Here is a 21,337-nt window from a genome sequence, read left to right as displayed (position 1 = left end):
CCCGGAGACCTCTAGCGTGTCTGCTCGTAAACAAACGTCGCAGACCCTTGTGGGGGAGCCAGAAAAGGTAGCCGAAACGGGGCTTTTACTACAAGACAGGGCGGATATGCGGCCCCTAGAGACCCACCCCCATCCCTTGGAGCAAATAGGCGACGCTGAACCCCATATATGTACCCACCGCATACCCCAATAGCCCAACAATGACACCCGGAAGGATGAATCCAGGCCACCCACGGGAAACCGCAACAGCCAGCGCACTCGAAGGGCCACCCACCGCCGCCTGGGACGCCACCGCGAGCGTGCCGACATCGATGCGCGCCAGTCGGCCGACTCCGAACACGAAGAGTCCGTGCACGGCCACCACGACGACCGTGTAGTAGAAAACCTCCAACCCTACTGCCAAGATCTCCGACGCTCTGGACCAAGCACCGATCACAACGAAGAAGAAGTGAAGTGCCAGCGTGCCCAACTGGAGCGCACCCTCTGGCTTGGTGAACCACCGGGTGTGCCCGACGATCAAGGCAAACGTGGTCAGCCACAGCACGGAAGGGATGCCGCCCATCCAACCAGGAATCGAGCCACTCTCCGCCAACCAGCCGAGCAGTCCGGCAGCACCTTCAGCTGCTGCGAGCAAGATGATTCCAAGCGCCATCAGCTTGGCTAAATCCAACGTCGACAAGGACGCCTTCACGAAGAAGGGATGATGCTCTTCCTTGGGGGCGCCGGACTTCACACCATCGGCGTGCGCCATGGCCGCTTTCGGAACCGGTGGGTAGAACTTCCCGATCCAAAGCGGGAGCATCAGCGTCGCCGCGAGCCACACCGCGGTCATCGTCGCGTCCGCAGCCGTGGCACCCGCAAAAAGAGCTGCGGGAAGTTCGAGTCCCCGGCCAACCGCAACGAAATTGAGCGATCCACCCGAGTAGGTACCTGTAAGCGTACCCGCCAGCCTCCAAGTATCAGCCCCGATCGCATCGGCGAAGACCAAGGCGCCAACAAAGGCGCCCAACGCCGTACCCATCACAGCGATTCCGAACGCGGCGACCATCCGAGGCCCCGCGAGCTTCAAGTCGCTCAGGTTCACGGCCAGAAGCAGCCAAGCGATTGCGACCATCGTGACCGGCCCCGCGATCGTGTCGTACACGGGTGAAGTCGCCGGAATGAGGCCCGCGTTGGACAGAATCGCGCCCACGATCAGAGCGAGAAGGGACGCTCCTATTTTGGAGAACGCGGGCACCTTCCAGTCCAACCAGAAGGCTAGTGCCGTGGCGCCAGCGATCAGTGCCGTGAGCGGAAGCGCGCCCTCGATCAACGGACTGCTCCTTGGTCTTCGGGGAGCTCGTCGGACTGCATTGCCTTTCGGCGTTGGTCGCGGCCAAGAATGTGATCACGCACTACTTCGGGATCGTCCGTGACACACATGAGGTCGAGATCTTCGTACGCGATCTTACCCTCCGCGGCCATGGTCCCCTTGAGCCAATCCAAGAGTCCACCCCAATATTCCGTCCCAAAAAGCACGACTGGGAAGTGACGTACCTTGTTGGTCTGGATGAGTGTCAACGATTCAAACAATTCGTCCATGGTCCCAAAGCCACCCGGGAAAATGACAAACGCTTGGGCGTACTTCACGAACATCGTCTTCCGAATGAAGAAGTATCGGAAATCGATCGAGACATCGACGTAGGAGTTCCCACTCTGCTCAAACGGCAGTTCGATGTTGCACCCCACAGACGTCGCACCCGATTCTTTAGCGCCCTTGTTGGCAGCCTCCATCATGCCCGGACCGCCACCCGTGATAATCGCGAATCCGGCTTCGCCTAGGAGTCGGGCAGTTTCAACGCACTTCTCATACATCGGGTCGTCACGATTGGTGCGTGCAGATCCGAAGATCGACACAGACGGGCCGAGCTCCGTCATCTCTTCGAAGCCCTCCACGAACTCACCCATAATCCGGAAGACACGCCAGGCGTCTCGCCCAATGGTCTCGAGTTCCTCGACGCTTTCGAGCAAGCGTTCATCTTCCGTCGTTCGATCATGCGGGAAGGGCACCGCGTGGTCGTTACTACGTCCGGGCTGCTTACTCATACGTCGTCTGCCTCAGTTGTGATCGCGGCTCCAGCGGCCTGCCCGCCCGAGCGCCTCGCGATGTCCGAATGGAGGGTCCCAACCCAACACCTCACGAATGCGGTTCGATTGATAGGGGTTGTCGTTGAGGACCAACCGCGCAACACGGGACAGCGGAAGGTGCTTCGCCCCAGGTGCCGAAATGCCGAGCGTCTCCATGACCAACGCCCCCCCCATCACGAGGGCCGCTGGGACCCTCACAAAGCTCGCTCGCTTGCCGAGCCCCTCGCTCAGATACCCAAGCAGTTCTCGTTGTGTGAGGGGGTGGTCCATCCCGATGTCATAGGTCGCACCACCCTCACCTGCCTCGAGGACCAAACGAATCGCAACCGCCACATTGCCCGCGTAGACCGCGGGAATCGTGTTCACTCCCCCTCCGGGCAACGGCACGACCGGAACTCTCAGGATCTTCCGCAAACCCGGAATCATGAGTCGGTCTCGCTCACCGTATACCGCACAGGGCCTCACGATGGATACCGGAAGACCACGTGCTGCTTCGATGCCACGCGCCACGTCTTCGGCCTCGCGTTTCGACCTGGCATACAGATCGCTCGCAGCGATATCGGAATCGATCGGCGAGTCCTCGCTGACCGGTCCGTCAACGGACCCATAGACCGCAACCGACGACACATGGACAGCATGGCCGATGCCCGCCATCGAACTCGCGGACAGGACATTTCGTGTGCCATCGACGTTGACGGCGCGAATCTTCGGCCACGCTCCTCCGGCGTAGACCAACGCTGCACTGTGGACCACATGGGTGCAGCCATCCATCAGGGGGACAAGTGTCCCAGGGTCGTCGCGAACGTCACCCTCAACGAGTTCACACTCCTGCTCCTGCAAAAAGAGCGTGTCCGCCTCGCGACGATGGAGCGCTACGACCTCGTGGCCCGAACGGCGAAGCTCCTCGGCCAAATGAGTGCCGAGGAGCCCTGTACCGCCCGTCAAAAAGACGCGCACTTCGTCGTGTCACTCCAGACAGGCCTAGCGGCCTGCCAGGAACGCCTCAGCGGTAGCCTTCAGAGCGTTGGTAATGCCCGAATGGTCCAAATATTCGGGAAGTGCATCCGCCATCTGCGCGTCGTAGACGTCCACGATGTGCTGGTAATGCGTGTGGGCGAGGTCCGGATCGCCAGACTCATTCGCTGCCGCCGCCGCTGCTGATAGCCCCAACAGGTGATCCGGATTCAGTCCCAAAATCAGCCCAGCTGTGGCCAACGCTTCGTCTAGCCGGAAGGCCGTTCGTTGAAGTAGCGAAAGGTGGAATAGGCCGTCGGCATCGAGAGGTTGAGCGATCACATATGCATCGATCGCCATCGGCAGAAACGCATTCGCTTCAGTGGAATCCCCCGCAGAGATGGACGTCATGACCCGATTAAAGAGCCGCTCTGCCGCCTGCAGCGGCGTCATCGAGCTCAGATCCACCGCCGACGCACCCGTTGCGACGCCAGTCGCGGGTACGCCTTGCACTTGCTCCGGTTGGGCATCCGGTCGGATCGCCTGAACACCGACCACGACGATCAGTCCGAACAGCGCAAGGCCGGCAATCCACCAAGGAAGGTTTTGCCCCCCCACGGTAGCGACAACTGCGGCCTTATGTTCTGAGCCGCTCCCACCCGGAGCCTTGTTGCCACACTGATTACAAAACTTGGTACTCGCTGAGAGTTTGGACCCACACTGGTTGCAAAAGCGGCCGCCCAGCTTGGTGCCACAACTTTGGCAAAAATTGCCTGTCGCAGCCTTTCCGCAGCTAGGACAGAACGGCTTGCCCCCCGCGGCCATACCGTCGGACTTGGTCATTTACGAATCGCGTTGAAGAGGAGCGGCCATGTCACAACAGTCTGCGCACGGTAGTTCGGCTGGAACCCGAACAAGACAACCGACCCCTCGCCAATGTCGGCTTCCAAAATCGCGGGCTCACCCTGGATGTAGTCCCCGCCCAGGACCCAACCGGAGAGAAGCGGGTCCCCCGACCCGTACCGCGCTGCGACTCGTACTCGCGGATCGTCTACGTCAAAGGCCATGCTACTGCGCCAGTACCAGGACGAGACCTCACTGCTCATGCCTTCGTTGATCTCAGAGGCCCCATCGAGTTCGAGGCGCAGAATCGAGCCCGGGATATAGAAGTCCGTGTTGGACAGACCTGCCGTAGCGTTGGAGACCTCTAGGTCAAAGAGGTCCGAGACGAATCCCGTCGCTGCCTCGATGGCGATGACGCGTCCTCCGTTCTCCACGAACGCCTGGACTTCAGCAACGCCTTGTTCACCTAAGCCGCCTGTGTACTCAAGAGGAAGCTGGCCTTCACGATACCCCGACGTGATCGAGTTCGGGCTCTGGGCCTGGAAGATCAGAACGTCGTAGTCCTGGAGGTCGCCACCCCTGATGTTCGCATCGTGCAGCGTGTCGTACTGCATTTCGTATTGATCGAAGACCCAACGCTGCCATCCAGCCGGCATCGGCTCCTGCCAAGACTTGTACATCGCCACACGAGGGGCGTCCGAACCCGACAAATGGTCTGGGAGTTGGAAGTCGAAATCTGGCGCGTCAATCGGGTCGGACAGGCCCACCCCGATGTCTCCATCGATTGCGACGGTTTCGAAATCGAACAGATAGCCGAAGGTGTGTGCGGTCACGTCATAGGGCCGCAGCGGCGGGCCACCCGGATATTCGCGGAGGTCCGGGTAATGCTGGATCTCGAACATCGAATTCGCAAAGCCTGCCCAAGGCTGGTTCATCGGGACCACATAACTGCCTGCTGGAAAAGTCATGCCGTCGATAGTGAACGCACCCTCGGACGCATGGACCTCGACGTCAGCGAGAACCAAAGAACGGAGTGCGTACTGCACGCCGGTCTGGTTCTCCTGCCCGCCCGGGATGATCCAAGCGTCAGGCCATTCGTCCCACTTCTCCACCGCACGGTCGGTCACGCCATGGAAGTTCTCCAACCAGTAGCGGCGGTTCTTCGCAGCGTTGGTCAGGAGCGCCATCGCGCCCGAGAACTGATACTCGGTGATGTCAGGGAGACCCCAGTCGCCACCTTTCCACGGATTCGGAAAATTCCACGACCTCTTGCTCGCATCAAATCCGCGCCCCGGGCCGAGCTGGTCCGGAGAAATCGTGATCGGCGTGGCAAGGCGAGCCGACGCTGTCTCCGAGAGGATCCTCGCTGAACCGTGGTAATGCATGTAGGCACGAGCCGGCGTGAAGGCATCGTACTGAGCGTTGATCACGACACCGGCCTTTCCCTGCGAAGTCACCTCTGCAGCCATGTACGCGCCTAGCTGGTTCACTGCCGTCGTTAGAGCCGGGTCGATGTTCGGCTCCCAAGGCTCGATGTAAGGCGGGAAAAAGATGCGAGCACCTGTCGCGCCCATTTGGTGGATGTCGTGAACGATCTGAGGGTGCCAACTGTTCTGTGCTGCCACGGTCATGATGGTCTCGTTCTGCGTGAACGCATACCAGTCACGGTTGTTGTCGTGCCCCACGTAGAACTGGTACAGCCACGGCATGGGCGCGGCTTCGAATTCCGTGCCCACGTGCTCGTTGTACCAATTCGCAACCCACTGCAGTCCGTCCGGATTCAACGAGGGGATTTGCAGGAAGATCACGTTGTCCAAGATCTCCTGGACCTTCTCGTCGTTTGACGACGCCATATGGTAGGCCAAACGCGCTGCGGACTGGCTGCCGCCAACCTCTGTGGCGTGAATCCCGTGGGTAATCATCACCACAGCCTTGCCCATATCGAGCAGCCGTTCGAGCTCTGCCTCTCCCGAGATCGTCCGGGGATCCGCAAGCTTCATTTGGATCTCGCGGAGCTCGTCGAGCCGGGCATGGTTCTCCGGGCTTGTGATTGTCAGCATCACAAACGGATTCCCCGACACCGTCTCGCCTAGAGACTCGTAGGACACCCTAGAGCTGGATGACGCCAAGTCCTGGTAGTAATTGGTGAGCTGATCCCAGTTCGCGAGGCTCCGGTCCTCCCCGATGTCGAACCCGAAATGGTCGCGCGGAGTAGGAACGCTCTGAGCGGCTAGCGCTGGGACAACGAGGGCCAAGACTGCGAAGGCCGAAATGAGGCGGCGAATCATCGAAACTCCTTAATGAGCCACGCTGCAGAATTCTCAGCAGCAGCGAGACGGAATGTGCGGTGTCCGGATACGGTACCGCTGCTCTGATGGAGCGGCAACGGATCCAGAAGACTACCCGGCCACTCGGCCGCGCGGGTGCTCTGTTCACGTTTCTCGACGCGTTGTCGACGACGGCAGCCGCCAGCCAAGACACAACGCCTCCAGATACCGACACGGATGCGGGGGTTGAGGCATTGGTGACTCGGTCATGTTCGGCGAGACATCGCACCGCGGAGGGCATTGAGAGCTATGAAGGCACGCTTCACCAGCGGATGTTCGTCGGGCTGACCGCACTCAGCTTCCGACGCGAACGGGGCCTCTTGGAGCACGAGCGCATCGCCAACATTCGTTGGTCGGCTGACCGATCACGCGTGAGCCAGTGGATAGGGATGCGGTCGGCCATCCCCATCGCGGGCTTGGACACAGGGAAGTCGGGCGAATATCCAGCCGTACGGATCGGATACTCCGACAGCGCTGGATGTATCAGCGCTGGCACCGGGCCAGACGAGGAGCTCGCCGAGGCCATGGCTACGGACCTCTTGATAGAGGCCGGGCCTATTGGGGCGCCCGCGGCGAGTTGGCTCCGGGATTGGCTGCCGCGCGCCTGGGCATCTTCTCCGATCTGGGGTGGGTTGGCGAACGTGAAGCGTGTTTCTTCGATGACTCCCTCGCCTCCGTCGGGATAGGGCCTTCGCTCTTGGATGGACTGGTCCGAGCTGACCTGGCGCGCGCCGTGCGTGGCGGGACCGATGGGAAGGTGCACCTATACCTCGACAGTTTGTTCTAGCCAAATGACTCGCCGCTGTTGTCTTAACGGGGCTTCGACGTATACCGTTTCGGTCCTAAGAATTCGTTCGGAGGTGGAGATCGTGCGTCGCCCTGTTTTACTGCTGGTTCTCGCAATTGTCGCGGGATGTGAATCGACCTCGTCCGATTTCCCCCTGCTCGACGGCGGCGAGATCGAACAGCACATGAGGATACTCTCATCCGACGAATTCCTTGGCCGTGGCCCGGGCCACCCAGGTGGCGACATGGCGGCCGAGTACATCGGTGCTCAGTTCGCCTCTTGGGGACTCGACGCACCGGATGGGTCTCACTTCCAAGCGGTGCCGATGGTCGGAACCACAACCGATCCCGCGAGTGTGTCGCTCAGCTTCCGGGGCCCGGACGGCGAAGTGACGCCTGCCTACATGGACGACTTCGTTTTGAATGCGGGGGACCCTGTAGCAGAGGGTGCGGGGGGCAGCGCCGAATTGATTTTCGTGGGATACGGCATCAACGCTCCGGAGAACGACTGGAACGACTTCGCGGGCGTCGATGTCGCGGGGAAGTACATCATGATCCTCGTGAACGACCCGCCGGCCCCTGCCGCCGAAGCCGATCTCTTCGGTGGTCCTGCCATGACGTACTACGGCCGGTGGACCTATAAGTATGAAGAAGCCGCCCGTCAGGGCGCACTTGGGGCGATCATCGTGCATGACACGGAGCCGGCAGGATACCCGTGGAGCGTCGTTCGTGGGGGTTGGTCCGGCGAACAGTTCGCCCTCCCGCCGGATCCGTCGGGTCCCACCCCAGCGGGCATGGTTGGGTGGGTATCGCTGGACGTCGCCACCGAGGCCCTTGCGGCCGCGGATTTGGACTTTGAGGACCTCATGGCCCAGGCCGCTGATCGCGACTTTGCTGCCGTCGAAACCGGAGTCATCGTGACGGCGACTGTGGAAAGCGATGTCCGAGAGGTTGAGACCATGAACGTCGTCGGAGTCGTTGCCGGGGCTGCTCGCCCAGACGAGTACATCACCGTCTCAGCGCACTACGACCACTTTGGAGTCGGGGAAGCGATCGACGGTGATTCGATCTATAACGGCGCTTATGACAATGCGTCAGGGACCGCGATGCTGCTGTCGCTGGCTCATACGATTTCCAACATGCCGACTGCTCCCGATCGGTCGATCGTTTTCATCGCGACAGCCGCCGAAGAACAAGGCCTCTTGGGAGCGCAGTGGTATGCCCAGACCCCTCTCTTCCCCTTGAGCCAGACGGTCGCGGAACTCAACGTCGACGGCGCCAATCTATGGGGCGAAACCGACGACATCATCGTACAGGGTGAGGAACGAAGTGAGTTGGGATTGTTCGTTCGTCCGCGGGCAGGAGAACTTCAGCTGACGCTCATGCCTGATGCTGAGCCAGAGAAAGGATTCTTCTTCCGCAGCGACCACTTCCCGTTCGCGAAGGCCGGTGTACCGTCTCTGTACTTCGAGCACGGACGGTCCTACCGCGGGCGGCCCGAGGGTTGGGGAAATGACGTTCAGGCTGCCTATACAGCGAACCACTACCACGCCCCCTCGGATGAGTACAGCGAGGATTTCGTGTTCGATGGCGCGGTGCAGCAGGGCGCCCTCGTCACCTCAGTGCTCTTGGATATCGCTGGCAGCGACTTATGGCCGAATTGGCATCCGGGCCAGGAATTCAAGGCTGCCCGCGATGCCATGATGGGGGGCCGGTAACTAAAGCCCGGTCGGCTGGTCCACGAAATGCCAGGGAAGGTCGAATCGCTCTTCTAGGTGCGTAGCCAAAGCTCGGACGCCGAAGGTCTCGGTCGCATAGTGGCCTCCAAAGAATACGTTGAGCCCGAGTTCCACCGCATCGAAGTGGCTGTGGTGTGAGCCCTCACCGGTAATAAGAGCGTCGAGCCCAGCCGTAACCGCATCAGGGATGAATGAGGCCCCGCCCCCTGTCACCACACCCACTCGCTCGATGGCCTCAGGCCCGCCAGAAATGACGTGCACGGGCCCGGCTAGGACTCCCTCGAGCGTTGTCGCCAACGCGTCCCGAGTAGCCGGGGCATCCAAGGTGCCCCACCAACCCACTTCTTGCCCTTGGTACACGCCGAATTGTCCTTGTAGACCGAGCCCGAGGGCCCGTCCTAGAAGTGCGCTATTTCCCACCTCTGCGTGCGTATCCAAGGGCAGGTGGCAGCTGAACAACGCAATCCCGGCGTCCATCAGCGCCCTTACCTTGCGGAAATGACGTCCGGTAAGGGGTTCGAGTCCGCCCCAGAATAGGCCGTGATGCACAATCATGAGGTCGGCGCCGAGTTCCACAGCCGCGGAGATAGAAGCCTCTGAAGTGTCGACCGCCGCAACAATTCGGGTGACCTCCTCCGGTCCGGCGACCTGAAGGCCGTTCAGCGCGTTCCCGTAGTCGGGATGATCGGCGATCCCAAGGTAGGCATCCAAATACTGGAGGATGGATTCTAATTTCACCGTCGACCCCCAAACAAGCCGGATTCAGCTCGTGGACAAGATGTGGAAAACTCGTTCTCAGTCAGTATGTCGCTACATGGATTACCGAACGACCTACCACAGAAGCGTTGCAGCACCAACGATTTTTGCCCCGACCCTAGCAAGGGCGACCGACTTCCAACGCCCGAAGATACTCTGGGGAAAAATATGTTTATCGGTTGACGCGTCACTCGTTGGATAGCCCTTCAACTGGAGTCGGAGCCCCTGAGCGCCCAGTGGAATCGCCCATATGGACCATCCCGTTGAAAATCGCGCCTTCCTCGAGCTGCAGTCGGCGCGCTCTCACGTCCCCTTCAATTCGGCTGGTTGCCTGGAGTTCAAGCCGCGAATCGGCGACTAACGTCCCGTTCACTGTCCCCGATATAACGGCGTCCTGTGTGGCAATATCTCCAGAGACTACACCGTCCTTACCTACTACAACGGCTTTTCCAGCCCGAACACTCCCCTCGACCATGCCCTCGATCCGGATGGTGCCGTCGGTTTCACAGTCCCCGACGACCCTCATGCCTGGGCCGATGAGCGAAATCACTGATTCGGGTGGTGCTCCGTTTCCGCCTCGGTCGCGTGCCATCTAGTACCTCAAAGATCTGATTGGAATGAGAAGTTAGCTGTGCCTGACAATCCACACTACGCAGGTTGCTGCACCATCGTCAGAGGATCGACCGCGTCGCCGTCGAGCAGGATTTCGAAGTGTAGGTGGGGTGCCGTTGACCTGCCCGTGGACCCGGTTAAGGCAATGACCTCACGGGCTCGGACCTTTTGGCCCCGGACGACTAGATGCGCGGACGCGTGTGCATAGAGAGAGGTGAAGCCCTCTCCGTGGTCAATGACTACAAATCGCCCGTATACGTCGTCCTCCCCAACGTCAACGACAGTTCCTCCGCCGGCGGCTCTTATATACGAGTCACTCGGGACTGCAATATCCAGGCCCGGGTGCTCACCATCCGCGCCCTCCATGAGCGCTTGGGTAATGAACCCTCGTTCTGCGAGAGGCCACATGTCCGGACGCGAGGCTCCAGTACCGGGAAGGGTTTCCGCGCCTTGCCCGCGGCGGGAGCCGGTAGCGGGGGGCAGCCAGACGTCGAATGAAGTTCCATCCACAGAGCGCCCGAACAAAGCCCGAATTTCGCCATATTTGGCTTCGATTTCTTCCAGCTGCCGGCCCAGCATTTGAACGCGTACGCGGTCACCGCGGGTCGCTTCGAGCTCCAGTTCGAGATCCGCGACGCGTGAGGCGCGCGCAGCGAGGTACCACCAACTTCCGGCCATGACCATAAGCGCGAGAGCGACTACCGAGCCTCCGGCTGCCACGACCCGAAGCCACCTGTACGGAATGTGGAGGGTGCGGCTGTCGCGGCCCCCGTCGGGGACCACCATGATGGTGAGCTTCCGCGGGCCCTTTGCACTCATTCGACGATTTCTGAGACCGACTTCCCCATCATCATCTCGAAGATCCGCTCGAAATCGTCAGGTCCGTGGTATTTGACTTCGATGCTACCCTTTCCGCCGCGGCCTTGTTTGATTGCTACCCGAGTTGAGAAGCGATCACGGATCGAATCCTGTAGCGCCTGAAGGGTCGGGTCGACTGCCTTCGTTTTCGAGGGTCTCACCGGTGCTCCGAGACTCTTGGCCCTCCGCTCGACTTCACGCACTGACCATCCTTCTTTCGCTGCAGTGCGGGCGAGTTCGGCCGCGCGCATGGGCTCAGCAACGGACAAGAGCGCCCGAGCGTGCCCCATGCTCAACGAACCACTCTCCACGAGCTTCCGTATCGAAGGCGGGAGTTTCAGAAGCCGGACTAAGTTGGCGACAGTGGAACGATCTTTCCCGACCGCCGTCGCAATTTCCGCTTGGGACATCCCGTACTGATCGCCCAACGCGACATACGCCTCTGCCTCCTCCATGGGGTTCAGAGCGGAACGTTGGAGATTCTCCACCAAGGCCAAAACAAGCAAAGTGTCGTCGGAGGCGTCGCGGACGACGACTGGAACTTTTTCCCACCCTAGGCCGGTGACCGCACGAAGACGTCGTTCTCCAGCAATAAGTTCAAAGCGATCCGATGACCCTGGGGCCGGACGCACCACTAGGGGCTGCAAGAGTCCGTTTTCACGAATAGAGCCCGCGAGATCTGAGAGCTCTTCCTCCGTAAACACACGCCTTGGCTGCACGGGGTTCGGGACAATCATCTTCACGGGCAGCTTGCTGATTTCGCTGGCCTCGACCTCGGGATCCATGTATTCACCAAGGAGGGCACCAAGTCCTTTTCCGAGCCGGTCGCGTCGCGTCATGATACAGCTCCCACACCTTCGTGTTTTTCAATCAGCTCTTGTGCCAACGCGAGATATGACTGCGCGCCAGTTGAGAGGACGTCGTAGAGAACGATCGGCTTCCCAAAACTCGGAGCTTCAGCCAGGCTGACGTTTCGTGGAATCGCCGTACGGTAGACCTTAGCCCCAAAATATTCTCGAGCCTCTGCCGCCACCTGTGTCGACAGGTTCAGGCGACGGTCATACATCGTGAGCAAGACTCCCTCAATATCCAGGTCCGGGTTGAGGCCTTTTTGGACCACTCGAACCGTGCCCAACAGCTGGCTCAATCCCTCAAGGGCGTAAAATTCGCACTGGATTGGAATCAACACCGAGTCCGCGGCGGTCAGCGTGTTCAACGTGAGGAGCCCAAGAGACGGAGGACAATCGACAAGTATGTACTCGTATTGGTCCCGCACGGTGTTAATAGCCTTGCGCAGGATCTTCTCTCGCTCAATCGCATGAACAAGTTCGATTTCCGCCCCGACGAGGTCCCGAGACGAAGTCACGATATCCAGGCAGGAAAAGTGCACATTCCGAACAATGCACTCTTCGATCGGTTTGTCCCCGATCAAGACATCATAAACGGTGTGAAGACTCTTTCGGTCCTCTACACCGAGGCCGCTCGTGGCATTTCCCTGTGGATCGATGTCCACCACCAGGGTCCTCTTCTCAGCAACAGCCAACGAGGCACCAAGGTTTATGGCAGTCGTGGTCTTCCCCACACCACCCTTTTGATTCGCAATCGCGATTACGTGCGACATTCGGTCCTTATTTAAGAGCTTAGAGATCCGGCTCATCCGAGTTCGGGCGAGCAATATACTCCCTCCGGCCCGCGCACGGAAAGCCGCGCACGGTTGACCAGAACACTGAGGTCCCTGAACCTTGGACGACGAGTGAAGACACCTAAGCATGAATCGGGCTCATTCGGCCCGAAACATGTAGGCCCGGGCTCTTCCGGGAGGAGAAAACATGGGGCTGCGGCGTACGGGATTAGTGGTAACGGCCCTCCTTCTGTTGACGGCATGCGGCGGCAGTGACTCATTCGGTCCCAACACTTCGCTGAGCGAATTCATCGGGGATTGGGAAGCAACGGCCCTGGTCCTCACCAGCCCGGTCACGGCAAGCGCCTCGGTCGACCTCATCGCCTTAGGCTCCACATTCAACCTCAACGTCCAACCCAGCGGCGCCTACACCGCCGTGCTCGTCGTTCAAGGCTTAGCCTCAACGGAGATCGGCACACTGAGTCGTTCAGGTGGAAACACAGTCGTGCTCGAGCGGACCTTCCCCACGGCATCGAAAGACATTTGTACGTACAGCTTCGAAGGGAATGATCGATTGATCCTCGGCGGGGACACGGAGTTCGACTTCAACCTCGACGGGACCCCGGACGAAGCATTATCTCACTTGGAGTTAGTACGCCGCCAGGACTGACCCCGCAGTCTTGTTTCACGTGAAACAAACAACACAAAACAACGTTCATGTTTCACGTGAAACAACCCGCGGCGACACCCATGGACTAGTCGGGCCGTGAGTCGCTCCTGGTAGCCCCAGCTTTTCGGGCTTCGAGCAGGAGGTTCTGCAGATCAGCCGGAGAAACACCGGAGATCCGCGCTGCCTGAGCGAGCGTCTCTGGACGCACCCGCGCCAACTTCTCGCGCGCCTCAAAAGACAATGTCTCCATTTCTAGATAGGGCAACTCATTGTCCAGCAACACGTTAGCTTGCTTTCTCAGTTTCTCGGCCCGCTGTCGTTCGCGAGCCACATAACCCTGGTATTTCAGCTCCACCTGTACCGCAGCCAAGGCGGCGCCCGAAGCTTTCGGCCTCTCCAGGTCCTCCGACGCATCCAACAGCAGGCTTGCCTCCACGCGGGGGCGTTTCAATAACTCGACCGCTCGAGTCGGTTCGTCGATCGGGGCTGAACCCGCGGCCTGCAGGACGTTGTTCACTCGGTCCGGCTTCAGTGTGGTCTTTTGAAACCAACTGAGCATGACCCGCTCCTCTTCTAGGCGTTCCTGCAGCGAAGCCTCCTGTGCGCTCGTCAGAAGACCGCGTTCGCGAGCCAATGGCCCGAGCCTTCCTGGGGCGTTGTCCTGGCGCAGGAGGAGACGAAATTCTGCACGTGACGTGAAGAGCCGATACGGCTCGTCCACCCCGCGTGTCACGAGGTCGTCGATCAGCACTCCGATGTATGCCTGATCTCTTTCGAGAACGAATGACCCCTCGCCGCGCACCTTAAGCGCAGCGTTTGCGCCGGCGATGACGCCCTGCCCCGCCGCCTCCTCATATCCGGTCGTGCCGTTAATCTGGCCTGCGAAGAACAGACCCGGCACATCCTTCAGCTCCAGCGTGTGGCGCAGCTGGTGAGGAGGGAAGTAGTCGTACTCAATCGCATATCCGGCCTTCGTCATCCGGACCTCCTCGAGACCCTGGATCGTGCGTAGAAATTCCAACTGAATTTCCGCTGGAAGCGAAGTCGATAGCCCATTCACGTAGAGCTCAGTCGTATAAAGGCCCTCTGGTTCCAAGAAGACTTGATGCCGCGGAGCGTTCGGGAATCGCACAACTTTATCTTCAATCGAGGGACAATACCTGGGTCCCCTTCCAGCAATTTCGCCACCATACAGCGCGGAGCTCTGTAGGTTATCCGCGACGACTTTTTTCAGACCGTCTTCAGCCCACGCGATCCAACACGGCAACTGTCGAGGAATGTCTTCGTTGGCATACGTCGAAAAACGGTAGTCCACATCATCACCGTCCTGACGTTCGAGCTTCGCGTAGTCCACACTTCGCCCGTCAATGCGTGGGGGCGTTCCGGTCTTGAATCGCGCGACCTCAAGGCCGATGCCCTCGAGCGACTCCGCCAGTTCCACAGAGGGAGCCTCGCCCGCGCGTCCCGCTCCGACACCCGCCTCACCCCCGACGTGAATCTTGCCTCGCAGGAACGTCCCAGTGGTGACAACAACCGCCCGCGCCTCAAACGATAATCCGCCACGTGTTCGGATCCCGCGGGCCCGGCCGTCCTCCATCAGCAGGTCGGCAACCAACGCCTGGAAGAGATCCAAATCCGGAAGTCCGTCCAACACACCTCGGACAGCTAATGGGTACAGAGCCCGATCACACTGTGCCCGCGGCCCCCACACCGCTGCGCCTTTGGACCTGTTCAGCATCCGGAATTGAATCCGAGACGCGTCGGTGGCCTGACCCATCACGCCCCCAAGGGCATCTACCTCACGAGCCACAACACCCTTGGCAACACCACCAATCGCAGGGTTACAACTCATTTGTCCGATTCGCGACAGATCGGGAGTCACAAGCAGTGTGGCGGCGCCCGCCCGCGCCGAAGCGGCAGCGGCTTCCGTACCTGCGTGACCGCCCCCAACGACGATTACGTCGTAGGAGGACCTCACTTCTTCTCGATGAGGAAGCGGTCCCATGAAATCGATTCGTCCGGCTGGACTACCTCCACTTTGCTCACCTGCGCCATCGGAGGCCCCGCCGCAAGAGCAAACTCAAACTGCTTCAGGTCAGCGGGCGCACCACCCGCATGCACCTCTACTACCCCGGACGGGAGATTTCTCACAAGACCACACAGTCCCAGGCGAAGGGCCACACGGCGAGTCCACCAGCGGAACCCCACGCCTTGAACCTTACCGTGAACGTGGAACCCGTGCATCTCAAAACTCTCTTCGATGACTTCAGTCATTTTCCGATACAGAACTCTCTAAAGACGACGTCGAGTATGTCCTCGACAGAAATGACCCCGAGGATTTCCTCGAGAGCGGTCTCCGCTGGTCGGAGATGTGTCGCAGCCACTTCCGGCGGCAAACCATCCCGGAGCGCGACCCCGAAACTAACGACCTCGTCCCTCGCTAGTTCCATGGCCCGCGCATGCCGCCTACGCGTCAGGACCGGAGCTTCCGGTTCCGCTTTCACGAGACCGCCGTACACAAGCGACGGCAGCACCTTCTTTACCGTGTCCAGTCCCGCGCCAGTGAGTGCCGATACGGAGACCTCGTGGACAACACCATCGACGTCCGGGCTCTCGGGAAGGACTCCCTCGCGCCGATCACTCTTCGTGCGCATCAAGACCACTGGCGCAGTAACACCATTGATGAAGGCTCGATCCTCATCAAGGAGCGGCTCGTCCGCCGGGACACAGAACAGCACGATATCCGCATCTCCTATATAGCGGTGAGCAACCTCGATGCCCAACTGCTCTACCTGCCCCTCGGATTCCCGGAGCCCAGCCGTGTCCACCAACCGAAACGGAAAGCTGCCGATCTGCACCACCGACTCGATGGCATCGCGGGTCGTGCCCGCCTCTTCCGTGACAATAGCTCGTTCGTGTCCGAGGAGTGCGTTATAGAGCGACGACTTCCCTGCGTTCGGCCGACCAGCCAGGACCGTCAGAGCCCCCTCTCGGAGGAGTTCACCTTCCGGGGCGGTCGCAAGAAGGTGCGACATACGATCGGTGAGATCGTCCGCGACCCGTGCGATATCGTGCACCGGCACAGGCGCATCATCTTCTTCGGGGAAATCGATATGGTGGACCAGCAGTGCTTCGAGCCGCACGATCTCCTCCCGCAACCGAGAGACCTGTTCTGACAGCCCACGGTCCAGTTGTCCCAATGCCGCACGGTGAAGTGCTCGGCTCTGCGCTTCGATCAGGTCCGCCACAGCCTCGGCCTGCACCAAATCCAGCTTACCGCGCAAGTAAGCGCGGCGGGTGAACTCCCCGGGCTCCGCACGTCTCGCGCCGGCCGCGAGGCACGCATCCAACACCATCTGCGGGATCAGGCGGCCGCCATGACACGACAGCTCGATAACATCCTCACCCGTGTAGCTTGCGGGCGCCGCGAACAAGGTCCCGACGGCCCGATCCAGTAGGGCCTCACTTTCCGGATCCCGAAGCTCCACCATTGTCGCATACCGCGGGACAAGATCCGGTTGGGACTCCGGCACGATCCGGCGAAAAACATCAACCGCGTCCGGCCCTGAGATGCGAATCACTGCCATCGCACCCATACCTGATGGGGTCGAAATCGCGGCAATCGTATCTACGTCGTGAGTCATCACGGGACGCCCACGCCGGGCAGCCTCCCCGGCGCGTGCGTCAGTCCTTCTTGGCCTTCGGAATGGGTTGACCCTTCATCTTTTTGCGCTCATTCGCAATCCATATCTGCTGCGGGAGCGTCGCGATATTAGCCGTCGCGTAATAGAGGTTCAATCCGCTCGCCAAGTTGAAGAAGATGAAGACCATCATTCCAGGCATGAGCCACATCATCATCTTCATCTGCGGATTCGGAGCATCGAGTGACTTGTAGCTCACGTACTGCATCAAGAACATCGACAGTCCCAAGAACACCGGAAGCAGGTAGAGCGGGTCCGGAGCCGACAGATCTGGCATCCAAAGGAATGGCACACCGCGCAGCTCAATCGTGTTCTGGAACACGAAGAAGAGCGCGATCAGCACCGGCCACGGAATGAGCATCGGGAGACAACCCGCCAACGGATTGAATCCATGCTCCTTATACAGCTTCATCATTTCCTTCTGAAGCTTCTCCGGCTGGTCCTTGTACTTCGTTTGGATCTCTTTCAGGAGCGGCTGGACGGCCATGTTCCGTAGCTGCGCCTTCATGGCTTTGTGGTTCAACGGGAACAACACGACCCGCATCATCACCCCGAAGATGATGAGGACCCATCCATACCCTAGCGACAAAGTGCCGTGCAGGTATGTGAGGATCTTCATGATCACGGACACGAATGGACGTACGATCGGTCGGAAGAACTTCCAGCCGTACGGGTTCACTTCCTCCATGCCCTGCCCAAGCGAGTTTAGGAGCGCATAATCTTGGGGACCCATGAACAGCCTATACCCGAACTCGCCATCGGCAGTCAGCGACTGCGCGGTTGCAAGCCGCACACGGCCATCGAATTGGCTCTCCTGGATCAACATCCCACCCAGGTAGCTCGCTTCACTTTCGACGACCTCCGTCTCCCCGGCCAGTAGAGCAAATACGAAGAACTTGCTCCGAAAAGCAGCCCATACGAGCGGCCCTTCCACGAGCATCGTCTCGGCCTTCTCATGAATGGTCGACTGAATGCCTTCCTGTAGATGGTTGTGCACGTGAGCCATCGAACGGGCTTCCGTCGCCGAGTCAGCCTCGGCGAACGCGATACCATCTCCGAGGTCCGTTACAAGCAAAGGACGCTCTAATCCTGCCGAAGATCCGCGGACCACAACCTGATAAGACTCAGGAAGGAACTCGTACTCGATCTGGAACGTGAAAGGGCTCGTCGGGTGCTGATACGAGAATCGCAGTGTCCGCGCCGAGTCACCTTCCGCCAACGTGAAGCCGGCAGCCGGCTCTACATCGAACACCACCCGGCTCAGATCTACGGTGTCGCTGCCTACGACAAGCTTCTGCCCCAGATACCCGTCCGCCCCATCCGGCATCAGGTCGACCAACCCTTCTCGGTTCAACGCGTCGAACTGGGTCAGCACCGCCGAATGTAGTCGCGCGCCATGGTTGGAGAATTCAAAATGGAACAACGGAGTCGCAACAATCGGTCTCTGTTCCGGCACGACGCTGCTGCCAGTTGCTTGCCCGTCGACTGCCTGCTCGACAGGGGCCTGTCCAGCAACCGTGAGCGGGTCCTGCTGAGTCGGTATCGACGGAATCGCAGAAGATGCTTCGGCCCCGCTGGGTACCGCCCCTCCAGAAACACCGCTCGCCGACTCAAGCGGCGGAGCCCCGCTATCGGCCGCCAATCCCTCCTCCGGTATGACAGGGGGGAACATCAGATTTGTGCCGACGAGGACCGCGAGCATGAGCCCGATGGCCAATAAGAACCTTACTTCGGTGTTCATGGCGTTTGTCTATCGATGCGAACCAACGGCCGACTTCGTCGCTGGTTCGAGCGTTTCAGAGGAATGATCGATCGGTACTGGGTCGTATCCGTGCCCACCCCACGGGTGGCACCGCGTAATGCGTCGAATCGCCATCCAGCCGCCTCCGACAGAGCCGTGCGACTGGACCGCTTCAATTGCGTATGTCGAACACGTTGGAGTAAAGCGGCACGTAGCCGGAGTCCACGACGAGACCGCCGCCTGATACAAGCGGATCACCCCAATCAGGATTCGTTCGACCAAAACCCCTCCATCGCCTTGTGTACCTCATTACGCAGGTCGTCGAACCCTGCTCCATAAGCTTCCCGGCGTGCCCGAATCAATACGTCGCCCGGCTTTCCACCTTCATCCAACCGCGTCAAGACATCCCTACGGCAGATTTCTCTAAGACGCCGCTTGAGGCGGTTTCGGTCCACGATGTTCCGCCCGTGCTTCGGGACGATAACTCCCATCCGGGAACGCGAAGCGGGGGAAGACGTGAAGAAGACATCGATCAGCCGAGTCCTCTTTCGCTTCCCCCGCTCCAACAACCCCCGGATTTCATTGCTGTGCCGTATGCGCGCGCCCTGGGGCAGGCCCTCTCCGCGCTCCGGCGACCGACCGTCTACTTGCGGCCGATCGTCACCACGAGACGCGAGCGTCCCCTGTTGCGACGGCGGTTGAGTGCCTTGCGGCCGCCTGTCGTCTTCATTCGCGCACGAAATCCGTGCTTGTTGATCCGTTTGCGGTTCCGCGGCCTGTATGTTGGCATCATGGCGAGTAGCCCAATCCATCGGTGTTCTTACGTCTATAAACGAGCTTGAAAAGATAGTCTAGGGTGTCAGAACACGTCAACGCCCAATATGCCTGGTGTGCAAAACCATCGAAAGGCCGCACTATCACTGACATAGTTTGACTTTTCCACACACCCTGAATAGGTTCGGCGCGCCCTAATCTCGGGACCCATGAGAACCAGTCACAATTCACTGCGAGCCCGCCGCTCATCGTCCTTTCGCCATTCATGATCACGACGCTTCCCGCCGGAATGCTCTGCGGGGCGCCGATTTCGGGGGCGCGATGGAGCTGACAGCGGCCGAGCTTTGGGCCCGGATTCAAGAAAACGCTCGGGCATCCATTCCGGAACACAGCTACCTCACCTGGGTTGCCCCTGCTTCTGCGATCGCGCTCACCGACGACGAACTGCACGTCGAGGTACCGTCCCGATTCCACGTAGAATGGCTGGAAGACAAGTTCGCTCCACTTCTCGCCGGCGCGGCGGAACGGCTCTTGGGCCGCCCAATCACGATCACGGTGTCCTGTTCGGACAGCCCTACGCCCATGCCGGTCCCTTCGATCGAGTTCTCGGACCAGCCGGCCTACTCGCTGTCCAATTCGCCGAGGCCCGAGCCGCTACCACCAAAGCCGTCGCTGAACGGGCGCTACACCTTCGACCGCTTCGTCGTGGGCTCGGACAACCAACTCGCTGCGGCAGCGGCCCGAGCTGTCACGGACAAGCCCGCCAAGATGTACAACCCCCTCTTCTTCTATGGAGGAGTCGGGCTCGGAAAAACACACCTGATGCACGCGATCGGTCACCAGATCGTCGAGACCAACCCGCACACCCGAGTCGCCTACGTTTCGTCCGAGCAATTCACCAACGAGTTGATTTCGTCGATTCGAAAGGGTGAGATGGCTGAATTTCGCCAGCGATATCGCCGAATGGACCTTCTCCTGGTGGACGACATTCACTTCCTGCGGAGCAAAGAACGCACGCAGGAAGAGTTCTTCCACACATTCAACGCCCTCTACGACGCCCAAAAGCAGATCATCCTCACGAGTGATCGACCTCCAAAAGAGATCGATGGTCTTGAGGATCGCCTCGTGTCCCGATTCGAGTGGGGGTTGGTGGTTGACGTAAAACCGCCGGACTTCGAGACCCGTATGGCCATTCTTCGGAAAAAGGCGGCCGACGACGGGCTCTCGATGGACGACGAGGTGATTGAATACATCGCCCACTCATGCACGGCCTCGGTCCGTGAACTCGAAGGGGCGTTAATCAAGCTTTTGGCTTACTCGTCCCTGACGCACCAGGAGATCACCCCGCAGCTCGCTAGGACAGCCCTGAAAGGTGTGCTCGGCAGAGACAGAGACGAGGGCCCGATTCTCTCGCCGGAGCGCATCAGAGAAACGGTAGCCCGGCGCTGGCGCGTGAGGCCCGAAGCCTTGGCGTCCAAACGGCGGACTAAAGACCTCACAGTTCCACGTCAGGTCGCCATGTACCTCATCAAGGAAGCCCTCGGCACTTCGTTGGTTCGAATCGGCGAGTTGTTCGGAGGGCGAGATCACTCGACCGTGATTCATTCGATTCGGAAGGTCGAGAACGAAATGGAGAAGGATCCGTCCTTCAGAAAACAGGTCGACGAGGCCCGTGAGGAGATGCGTGAGGCTTTCCACGACTGATGTTGGAAACGTGGGAAAACCGTACTTTTCCCACAGTCACCCTGCGTCAGAGCTTGGCTGTAGTGGGAACCCGCGAGGTTATCTACCAAGACTCCACGGCGTTACAACTCGGCATAAGACGCTG

Annotated in this window: 20 protein-coding genes; 4 read left to right on the top strand and 16 right to left on the bottom strand. The window is 59.9% G+C overall.

Annotated features, from left to right (window positions below):
• Positions 1-115 precede the first annotated feature (115 nt).
• From P8L30_06775 to P8L30_06755, 5 genes are all read right to left on the bottom strand, one after another.
• On the bottom strand, positions 116-1,312 hold the full coding sequence (locus tag P8L30_06775) for a DUF819 family protein (GenBank protein MDG2239888.1): 1,197 nt from the start codon (positions 1,310-1,312) through the stop codon (positions 116-118).
• The gene (locus P8L30_06770) at positions 1,309-2,085 is read right to left on the bottom strand and encodes a TIGR00730 family Rossman fold protein (protein ID MDG2239887.1); all 777 of its coding nucleotides are present in this window, start codon (positions 2,083-2,085) and stop codon (positions 1,309-1,311) included. The genes P8L30_06775 and P8L30_06770 overlap by 4 nt, the downstream gene beginning before the upstream one ends.
• Before the next feature lie 12 nt (positions 2,086-2,097).
• On the bottom strand, positions 2,098-3,084 hold the full coding sequence (locus P8L30_06765; protein MDG2239886.1) for an NAD-dependent epimerase/dehydratase family protein: 987 nt from the start codon (positions 3,082-3,084) through the stop codon (positions 2,098-2,100).
• A gap of 24 nt (positions 3,085-3,108) precedes the next feature.
• A complete protein-coding gene (locus P8L30_06760) occupies positions 3,109-3,699 on the bottom strand; it encodes a hypothetical protein (protein ID MDG2239885.1) in 591 nt (196 codons plus the stop codon).
• Positions 3,700-3,920: 221 nt separating this feature from the next.
• Entirely contained in the window at positions 3,921-6,212 is a 2,292-nt protein-coding gene (locus tag P8L30_06755; protein ID MDG2239884.1) for a M14 family zinc carboxypeptidase, read from the bottom strand.
• Positions 6,213-6,271: 59 nt separating this feature from the next.
• Here P8L30_06755 and P8L30_06750 point away from each other — a divergent pair, with 59 nt between their 5' ends.
• Positions 6,272-6,937 carry a hypothetical protein gene (locus P8L30_06750; GenBank protein MDG2239883.1) on the top strand — a complete coding sequence of 222 codons (666 nt, stop codon included), beginning with the start codon at positions 6,272-6,274 and terminating at the stop codon, positions 6,935-6,937.
• A gap of 183 nt (positions 6,938-7,120) precedes the next feature.
• Positions 7,121-8,755: a M28 family peptidase gene (locus tag P8L30_06745; GenBank protein MDG2239882.1), complete on the top strand. Its 1,635-nt coding sequence runs from the start codon at positions 7,121-7,123 to the stop codon at positions 8,753-8,755.
• Here the strand turns inward: P8L30_06745 and P8L30_06740 are convergent, their stop codons facing one another.
• From P8L30_06740 to P8L30_06720, 5 genes are all read right to left on the bottom strand, one after another.
• On the bottom strand, positions 8,756-9,514 hold the full coding sequence (locus tag P8L30_06740) for a Nif3-like dinuclear metal center hexameric protein (protein ID MDG2239881.1): 759 nt from the start codon (positions 9,512-9,514) through the stop codon (positions 8,756-8,758).
• 205 nt (positions 9,515-9,719) lie between these two features.
• Positions 9,720-10,124 (bottom strand): polymer-forming cytoskeletal protein, encoded by a 405-nt coding sequence (locus P8L30_06735; protein MDG2239880.1) that lies wholly within the window; start codon positions 10,122-10,124, stop codon positions 9,720-9,722.
• A gap of 56 nt (positions 10,125-10,180) precedes the next feature.
• A complete protein-coding gene (locus P8L30_06730; protein MDG2239879.1) occupies positions 10,181-10,963 on the bottom strand; it encodes a M23 family metallopeptidase in 783 nt (260 codons plus the stop codon).
• Positions 10,960-11,841 carry a ParB/RepB/Spo0J family partition protein gene (locus P8L30_06725; protein MDG2239878.1) on the bottom strand — a complete coding sequence of 294 codons (882 nt, stop codon included), beginning with the start codon at positions 11,839-11,841 and terminating at the stop codon, positions 10,960-10,962. The genes P8L30_06730 and P8L30_06725 overlap by 4 nt, the downstream gene beginning before the upstream one ends.
• On the bottom strand, positions 11,838-12,623 hold the full coding sequence (locus tag P8L30_06720) for an AAA family ATPase (GenBank protein MDG2239877.1): 786 nt from the start codon (positions 12,621-12,623) through the stop codon (positions 11,838-11,840). Before P8L30_06720 ends, P8L30_06725 begins: the two co-directional genes overlap by 4 nt.
• 208 nt (positions 12,624-12,831) lie before the next feature.
• Between P8L30_06720 and P8L30_06715 the strand changes: the two genes are divergently transcribed.
• Positions 12,832-13,293: a hypothetical protein gene (locus P8L30_06715; GenBank protein ID MDG2239876.1), complete on the top strand. Its 462-nt coding sequence runs from the start codon at positions 12,832-12,834 to the stop codon at positions 13,291-13,293.
• Between the two features lie 85 nt (positions 13,294-13,378).
• On the opposite strand, the gene mnmG is transcribed toward P8L30_06715, so the two are convergent.
• The 6 genes from mnmG to rpmH form a co-directional block, all read right to left on the bottom strand.
• Complete coding sequence (mnmG, locus tag P8L30_06710; protein MDG2239875.1) at positions 13,379-15,271, bottom strand: tRNA uridine-5-carboxymethylaminomethyl(34) synthesis enzyme MnmG; 1,893 nt, start codon at positions 15,269-15,271, stop codon at positions 13,379-13,381.
• Positions 15,268-15,567: an acylphosphatase gene (locus P8L30_06705; GenBank protein MDG2239874.1), complete on the bottom strand. Its 300-nt coding sequence runs from the start codon at positions 15,565-15,567 to the stop codon at positions 15,268-15,270. The genes mnmG and P8L30_06705 overlap by 4 nt, the downstream gene beginning before the upstream one ends.
• Positions 15,564-16,937 (bottom strand): tRNA uridine-5-carboxymethylaminomethyl(34) synthesis GTPase MnmE, encoded by a 1,374-nt coding sequence (gene mnmE / locus P8L30_06700; GenBank protein ID MDG2239873.1) that lies wholly within the window; start codon positions 16,935-16,937, stop codon positions 15,564-15,566. Before mnmE ends, P8L30_06705 begins: the two co-directional genes overlap by 4 nt.
• 40 nt (positions 16,938-16,977) lie before the next feature.
• Positions 16,978-18,735: a membrane protein insertase YidC gene (gene yidC / locus P8L30_06695; GenBank protein ID MDG2239872.1), complete on the bottom strand. Its 1,758-nt coding sequence runs from the start codon at positions 18,733-18,735 to the stop codon at positions 16,978-16,980.
• A 9-nt stretch (positions 18,736-18,744) separates the two neighbouring features.
• The gene (yidD, locus tag P8L30_06690) at positions 18,745-19,017 is read right to left on the bottom strand and encodes a membrane protein insertion efficiency factor YidD (protein MDG2239871.1); all 273 of its coding nucleotides are present in this window, start codon (positions 19,015-19,017) and stop codon (positions 18,745-18,747) included.
• 361 nt (positions 19,018-19,378) lie between these two features.
• A complete protein-coding gene (gene rpmH / locus P8L30_06685; protein MDG2239870.1) occupies positions 19,379-19,528 on the bottom strand; it encodes a 50S ribosomal protein L34 in 150 nt (49 codons plus the stop codon).
• Between the two features lie 302 nt (positions 19,529-19,830).
• Here rpmH and dnaA point away from each other — a divergent pair, with 302 nt between their 5' ends.
• Entirely contained in the window at positions 19,831-21,213 is a 1,383-nt protein-coding gene (gene dnaA / locus P8L30_06680; GenBank protein MDG2239869.1) for a chromosomal replication initiator protein DnaA, read from the top strand.
• Positions 21,214-21,337 lie beyond the last annotated feature (124 nt).

The organism is Longimicrobiales bacterium, from assembly GCA_029245345.1.
Lineage (GTDB): Bacteria > Gemmatimonadota > Gemmatimonadetes > Longimicrobiales > Gaopeijiaceae > CALFPJ01.
This window is presented reverse-complemented; position numbering and strand designations above follow the sequence as displayed.